6 protein-coding genes are annotated in these 6,269 nt (G+C 64.9%); 4 read left to right on the top strand and 2 right to left on the bottom strand.

Translation table 11 applies throughout. The features are described 5' to 3' along the window. Positions 1-103: 103 nt before the first annotated feature. Positions 104-964 carry a UTP--glucose-1-phosphate uridylyltransferase GalU gene (galU, locus tag ACQKJZ_RS07485; protein ID WP_427730573.1) on the bottom strand — a complete coding sequence of 287 codons (861 nt, stop codon included), beginning with the start codon at positions 962-964 and terminating at the stop codon, positions 104-106. 112 nt (positions 965-1,076) lie between these two features. Here galU and wecB point away from each other — a divergent pair, with 112 nt between their 5' ends. The 4 genes from wecB (at position 1,077) to ACQKJZ_RS07465 (ending at position 4,730) form a co-directional block, all read left to right on the top strand. Next, positions 1,077-2,207, top strand: coding sequence for a non-hydrolyzing UDP-N-acetylglucosamine 2-epimerase (gene wecB, locus ACQKJZ_RS07480; protein WP_427730572.1), 1,131 nt, complete (start codon positions 1,077-1,079; stop codon positions 2,205-2,207). Then, positions 2,191-3,459, top strand: a complete 1,269-nt coding sequence (gene wecC, locus ACQKJZ_RS07475) for a UDP-N-acetyl-D-mannosamine dehydrogenase (RefSeq protein WP_427730571.1) — start codon at positions 2,191-2,193, stop codon at positions 3,457-3,459. The genes wecB and wecC overlap by 17 nt, the downstream gene beginning before the upstream one ends. A 78-nt stretch (positions 3,460-3,537) precedes the next feature. Next, positions 3,538-4,296, top strand: coding sequence for a metallophosphoesterase family protein (locus ACQKJZ_RS07470; protein ID WP_312488895.1), 759 nt, complete (start codon positions 3,538-3,540; stop codon positions 4,294-4,296). Between the two features lie 194 nt (positions 4,297-4,490). Beyond that, the gene (locus ACQKJZ_RS07465; protein ID WP_007404509.1) at positions 4,491-4,730 is read left to right on the top strand and encodes a hypothetical protein; all 240 of its coding nucleotides are present in this window, start codon (positions 4,491-4,493) and stop codon (positions 4,728-4,730) included. 881 nt (positions 4,731-5,611) lie between these two features. On the opposite strand, the gene ACQKJZ_RS07460 is transcribed toward ACQKJZ_RS07465, so the two are convergent. Then, a complete protein-coding gene (locus ACQKJZ_RS07460) occupies positions 5,612-6,181 on the bottom strand; it encodes an FKBP-type peptidyl-prolyl cis-trans isomerase (protein ID WP_427730570.1) in 570 nt (189 codons plus the stop codon). Positions 6,182-6,269 lie beyond the last annotated feature (88 nt).

Genomic DNA, 6,269 nt, shown 5'->3' with positions numbered 1-6,269 from the left:
GGGGAGGGGTGGGTTCACTTCAAGTCATCCTTCTCCAAGCGAGGAATAGAAAAGGGGCGGCGACCTTTCGGCCCCACCCCCCTCTTCAACCGCTATAGACCGATCAGGCGAACAGCGTCTTTGCGAATTCGCGCACGGCGGGGCCGATATCGTCGCGCGCCACGCCCAGCGCCAGGTTCGCGGTCAACCAGCCCGCTTTGTCCCCGCAGTCGTAACGCTGCCCGTCGAAGGTGAAGCCATGGAAGGGCTGGCGTCCGATCAGCTTGGCCATCGCGTCGGTCAGCTGGATCTCGCCGCCCGCACCCGGCTCTTGCGCGTCGAGGATCTGCATCACCTCGGGCTGGAGGATGTAGCGGCCGGGGATCATCAGGTTCGACGGCGCCTTGCCCTTGGGCTTTTCGACCAGCGCGGTCACCTCGGTTAGGCGGCCGTCCTGCTTGCCGGGCGAAATGATGCCGTATTTGTCCGTCTCGCTGTCGGGCACTTCCAGCGCGCCGATGACGTTGCCACCGACCTGGTCATAGGCCTCGACCATCTGCTTCATGAAGCCGCCGACCATCAGTTCGTCGGGGAGCAGCACCGCGAACGGCTCGTCGCCGACGATCTCGCGCGCGCACCACACCGCATGGCCCAGGCCCAGCGGCTCCTGCTGGCGGACATAGACCGGGCTGCCCGGCTTCTGGCGGATGCCCTCGATGACCGCCAGGCTCTTGCCCCGCGCCTTCATCGTGGCTTCGAGTTCGTAGGAAATGTCGAAATGATCCTCCAGCGCGCCCTTGCCGCGACCGGTGACGAAGACGATCTGCTCGATCCCCGCCTCCAGCGCTTCTTCGACGGCGTACTGGATCAACGGCTTGTCGACGACCGTCAGCATCTCCTTGGGCATCGACTTGGTCGCCGGCAGAAAGCGCGTTCCCAGACCCGCGACCGGAAAAACGGCCTTGCGAACTTTCTTGATCGTCATGAAACCTCCCTGGACGACATGGCCTCTAACTGTATCCTGCGGCGCAACAAAGCCCCGTGGCGCCGCGATGCGATTAGGGTGTCCTTAAAAGCGACAGGCTACGAATCACCGGATGACCCGCCCACCGATCCTCATCGTGTTTGGAACAAGGCCGGAGGCCATCAAACTGTTCCCTATCGTACGTTCCCTGGCGACACTAGGGGCGGCGCCGGTGCGGATCTGCGTGACCGCCCAGCATCGCGGCATGCTCGATCAGGTGCTGTCGATCGCGCAGCTGACCCCGGATCATGACCTGGACCTGATGGAGCCGGGCCAATCGCTCGATCGGTTGACCGCGCGGCTGCTGACCGGGCTGGGCGAGGTGATGGATGCCGAGCGGCCCGCCATGGTCGTCGTCCAGGGTGACACCGCGACCGCCATGGCCGGCGCGCTGGCTGCCTATTACCGCAAGATTCCGGTCGCGCATGTCGAGGCGGGGCTGCGCTCGGGCGACATCTACCAGCCCTGGCCCGAAGAGGTGAACCGGCGGATGATCGCCCCGATCGCCGCGCTGCACTTCGCCCCGACCGAGACCGCCGCTGCTGCGCTGCGAGCCGAGGGGATCGCGGCCGCGCAGGTCCATGTCACGGGCAACAGCGTGATCGACGCGCTCCACTGGACACGGGCGCGGATCGCCGCCGATCCTACGCTGGCCGCCGAGCTCGACCCGATCCTGACGCATATGGCGGGCAAGCGTATCGTGCTGGTCACCACCCATCGGCGCGAGAATTTCGGCAACGCGATGGCGCATATCGCCCGCGCCCTGGCCCGGATCGCGGCGCGCGAGGATGTCGGCATCCTGTTTCCGATGCACCCCAATCCCAATGTCGCCAGCGTGATGGATACGATGCTGGGCGATCATCCCGCCATCGCCCGGATCGCGCCGCTCGACTACCCCCATTTCGTCCGCGCGCTCGACGCCGCGTATCTCGTGCTGACCGATTCGGGGGGCGTGCAGGAGGAAGCGCCCGCGCTCGGCAAGCCGGTGCTGGTGATGCGCGAGACCACCGAGCGCCCCGAAGGCGTGACCGCCGGCACCGCCCGGCTGGTCGGCACCGACGAGGATCGGATCGTGGACGAAGTCTTTGCGTTGCTCGATGACGAGACCCGCTATGCTGCGATGGCGCAGGCGCATAACCCCTTTGGCGATGGCGACACCGCCGACCGTATCAGCAGGATCATCTCCCATGCCCTTGGACTCTGAATTCTCCGTCACGGTCATGGGGCTGGGCTATATCGGCCTGCCGACCGCCGCGGTCATCGCCCGCACCGGCGCGATGGTGACCGGCGTCGACGTCACCCCGTCGGTGGTCGAGACGATCAATTCGGGCCGCGTCCATATCGAGGAAGTCGATCTCGACGGCCTGGTCTCCGGCGTCGTCGCCCGTGGCAATCTCAAGGCATCGCTGACGGTCGTACCGGCCGAGATCTTGGTCATCGCCGTGCCGACCCCCTTCACCCAGGGGCATCAGCCCGACATAAGCTTCGTTCTGGATGCCGCCCGCGCGATCGCGCCGGTGCTGAAGCAGGGCGACACCGTCATTCTCGAATCGACCTCCCCGGTGGGCACGACCGAGCGGGTCCGCGACCTGATCGCTCAGGCGCGCCCCGACATGACCATGCCCGGCCTGACCAAGCCCGGCGAACAGGCCGATATCGCCATCGCCTATTGCCCGGAGCGCGTGCTGCCCGGGCGCATCCTGGTAGAGCTGATCGACAATGACCGGGTGATCGGCGGCATCACCCCGCGCTGTGCACGCAAGGCGCTGGCCTTTTACCGGCGCTTTGTCCGCGGGACCTGCGTCACCACGACCGCCCGTGCCGCGGAGATGACCAAGCTGACCGAAAACGCGTTCCGTGACGTGAACATCGCCTTCGCCAATGAACTCAGCCTGGTGGCCGATACGCTGGGCGTCGATGTCTGGGAGGTGATCCGGCTCGCCAACCGGCATCCGCGCGTCAACATCCTGTCGCCCGGCCCGGGCGTCGGGGGCCATTGCATCGCGGTCGATCCCTGGTTCCTGGTCGCGGCCGATCCCGCCAACACGCCGCTGATCCGCACCGCGCGCGAGGTCAATGACGGCAAGACCGATCATGTCATCGCCCGCGCCGTCGCGATGATCGAGGCGCTGCCGCCGGAGGGGCCGGTCGCCTGTCTGGGCCTCGCCTTCAAGGCCAATATCGATGATTTCCGCGAGAGCCCCGCGCTTCGGGTGGCCCAGGCGCTTGCGGATCGCTTCGGCCCGCGCGTGCGCATCGTCGAGCCCTATGCGACGACGCTGCCCCCGGCGCTGGCGGCGACGGGTGCCGTGCTTACCGATATCGACACCGCACTGGAAACATGTCCGGCGATGGTCGTTCTGGTCGATCACGATATCTTCCGCTCCGTTCCCCTGGACGAGCGCAGGGGCAAGACGGTGCTGGATACGCGGGGGCTGTGGCCCGACCAGGCCTGATCGCCGCCGGCGGCTCGCATTGCGTGGAACGTCGCGGCGGACTAAGGACAACCGCCTGTTGCGGATCGACCATCATCCATGCTTGCCAAGCTTCTGAACCTGCGCAAACGCGCCCCCGAATTCGTGCCCGTCATGGAAGAAGGCCTGCGGGTCTATGCCATTGGTGACATTCACGGCCGGCTGGACCTGCTCGATGACCTGCTGCCCCGGATCGAGGCGGACCATGCCGCGCGCGGTCCGGCGGAGCGGCATATCATCTTCCTGGGCGATCTCGTCGATCGCGGTCCCGATTCGGCGGGCGTGATCGAGCGGGTTCGCGCATTGTGCGCGGCCGATGCCAACGTCCATTGCCTGATGGGCAATCACGAGGAGATCCTGCTTCGCGCGCTCGACGGCGAGGACAAGGCGTTGCGCCTGTTCTGCCGGGTCGGTGGCCGTGAGACCATGATCAGCTATGGTGTCAGCGCCGAGGAATATGAACGGCTGGATTATGTCGAGGTCGCCGAACGACTGAACGCGCAGGTGCCGGTGTCGCACCGCGAATTCCTGGCCGGGCTGAAGGAAATGATGATCCTGGGGGATTATGTCTTCGTCCATGCCGGCGTGCGGCCCGGCGTGGCGCTGGCCGACCAGAAGCTGTCCGAAACCCGCTGGATTCGCGACCCCTTCCTGGATCATCGCGGTCTGCTGGAAAAGGTCGTGGTGCATGGCCACACCGTGGCGGACGAGGCCGAACGCCTGCCGCACCGCATCGGAATCGATACCGGTGCCTATCAGAGCGACCGCCTGACCGCCCTGATGCTGGAGGGCAGCGCGCAGGAGATATTTTCCACCTGAAGCCTCTTTACCGAGGCGAAACGTTTGCCGGGCCATTCCACTTGCCCGTAAAGCGCAGTATAGCCCCCAAGCGGTAAAGCGATGTTGCATTGCCGCATCAGTATCGGAGCATAAGAGCTCTATACTCGTTGGTGGGGTTGCCATGTTACGGCTAACGTGCCATGGCCCCACTTGCATTTTTAAGGGAGTTCGACATGCGTCTTGGGAAGTATCTCGTCGCCGCTGCCGCCGTTTCGATGACCGTTGCTCCGGCGATGGCTGCGAATCCGGCTGCCAGCCTTTCGGTTTCGAAGTCGGTTCGCGCTTCGGCTCCGGCCGCCAAGAAGAACGGCCTGGCCGGTGGTGGCATCCTCGTCGCCGTTCTGGCTGCTGCTGCCGTCGTCGCTGGCATCGTTGTCGTCGCCGACTCGGACGATTCGGCCGACAGCAACTAAGTTGCTTCAGCCTCACGGCTGAAAAGGAATAGCGGCCTTCGGGCCGCTATTTTTTTGCCCGTATTTCGGGACAGGAAAGGTATCTATGTCCCGTCAGCCCCGACGTCCGTCAGGCAGGGCTGCGGATACAGGATGCCCTGGGCATGAAGCTCGAGCGGCGTCTTAAGCCACCGACATAATCCTTCCTATACCGTTAGGCCCGCCGGCCGCGCTGAGGCGCGTCGCATTCTCGGGGCAACACCGAAGGCGGTCTGCCGGATGAGCCTCGGGCGACAGCACCCTGCCCTGGAGGCTCTCCCCAGCTGGTCGTGCCGGTATTCCGACAAAAAACTTAGCATTTCCCCTGCAAAGGAGGGCGCGCGAGCTGTGACACGCTCTCGGCATGTCAGGCGACACCGCTATATGCGAAGCATGGCGGGGTGCCCGGCCAATCGTGAATTGAGGCTAATCTTGCCTACGGGCATCCCGTCCGTCAGGCCGACGACTTACCATTATTCCTCGCGGAGCTCGCTGAAAAAAATCGCAGTCCCTCCCCCCACGCTTCACCCCGGCGAAAGCCGGGGTCCAGATGCGGACCGTTTCCCATTGCATATCGGCGCTGACCCAACTGAACCCCGGCCTGCGCCGGACGATATGACGCGTCTTGCCACGGGCCTCCTTCCGGGAAGGAATGTCGGTGGCCTCTTCGGCCTTCGCTCCAATGACGCCACCCGATGTCGGACAGAGCTTCGGCGCCATCACATCGCCCTTTGGCCGAATGCCATCATCAAGGCTGAGGCCACCATGGGCTCATACGAAAATCGCCGAAGCCCATGGGGCTCCGGCGATCATTCATTCCAACCAACGCCGTTAAACGGCGAGCGCGATCAGCGTGTCGACGGTCAGCGTGGCGACGGTGCGCTAGGTACGGCACCCGGCGCTCCGCCAGGCATCCCGCCCATCATCGACTGCTGTGCCTGCATCTGCCGCAGCACGGCCTCGGGGATGAAGTCGATCAGCTCGACATCGAACACCAATTCGGAATTGGGCGGGATCGCACCTGCGGCGCGGTCGCCATAACCGATCTTGGCCGGTAGCCAGAAGCGATACTTGGCACCCTTGGGCATCAGCTTGAGCGCCTCGGCGAAGCCGGGCAGCACGCTCGACAACGGCATGGGGGACGGCTGCTGCGACTTGTCGAAGACCGTCCCGTCGATCAGACGACCGGTATAGTTGATCAGCGCCACGTCGCTGGCGGTCGGGTGAGGACCGCCCTGACCGGGTTCGATCACCTTATACTGCAGCCCCGATGCCGTCGTCACGACACCCGGTCCACGCGCCTCGCGCACCAGAGCGGCATCGCCCTGCCGCGCCAGCAACGCAGCGATCACGATCGCGGCGGCCACCGCCACCCATATCCAGACCAGATAGGAACGCCGGACGGGACGAAGGGGAACAGCGGTTACGGACATGCCTGCTTCTCGCTTTGTGCGTTGGCGTTCGAGGAAGGGCGCTCAAAGCGCATGCCGATTCGATCGGGCGAATCGACGTCCATAACGA

The organism is Sphingomonas sp. NPDC019816 (assembly GCF_050274375.1).
Lineage (GTDB): Bacteria > Pseudomonadota > Alphaproteobacteria > Sphingomonadales > Sphingomonadaceae > Sphingomonas.
Note: the sequence above shows the minus strand (reverse complement) of the source record. Positions and strands in the feature narration are given on the sequence as shown.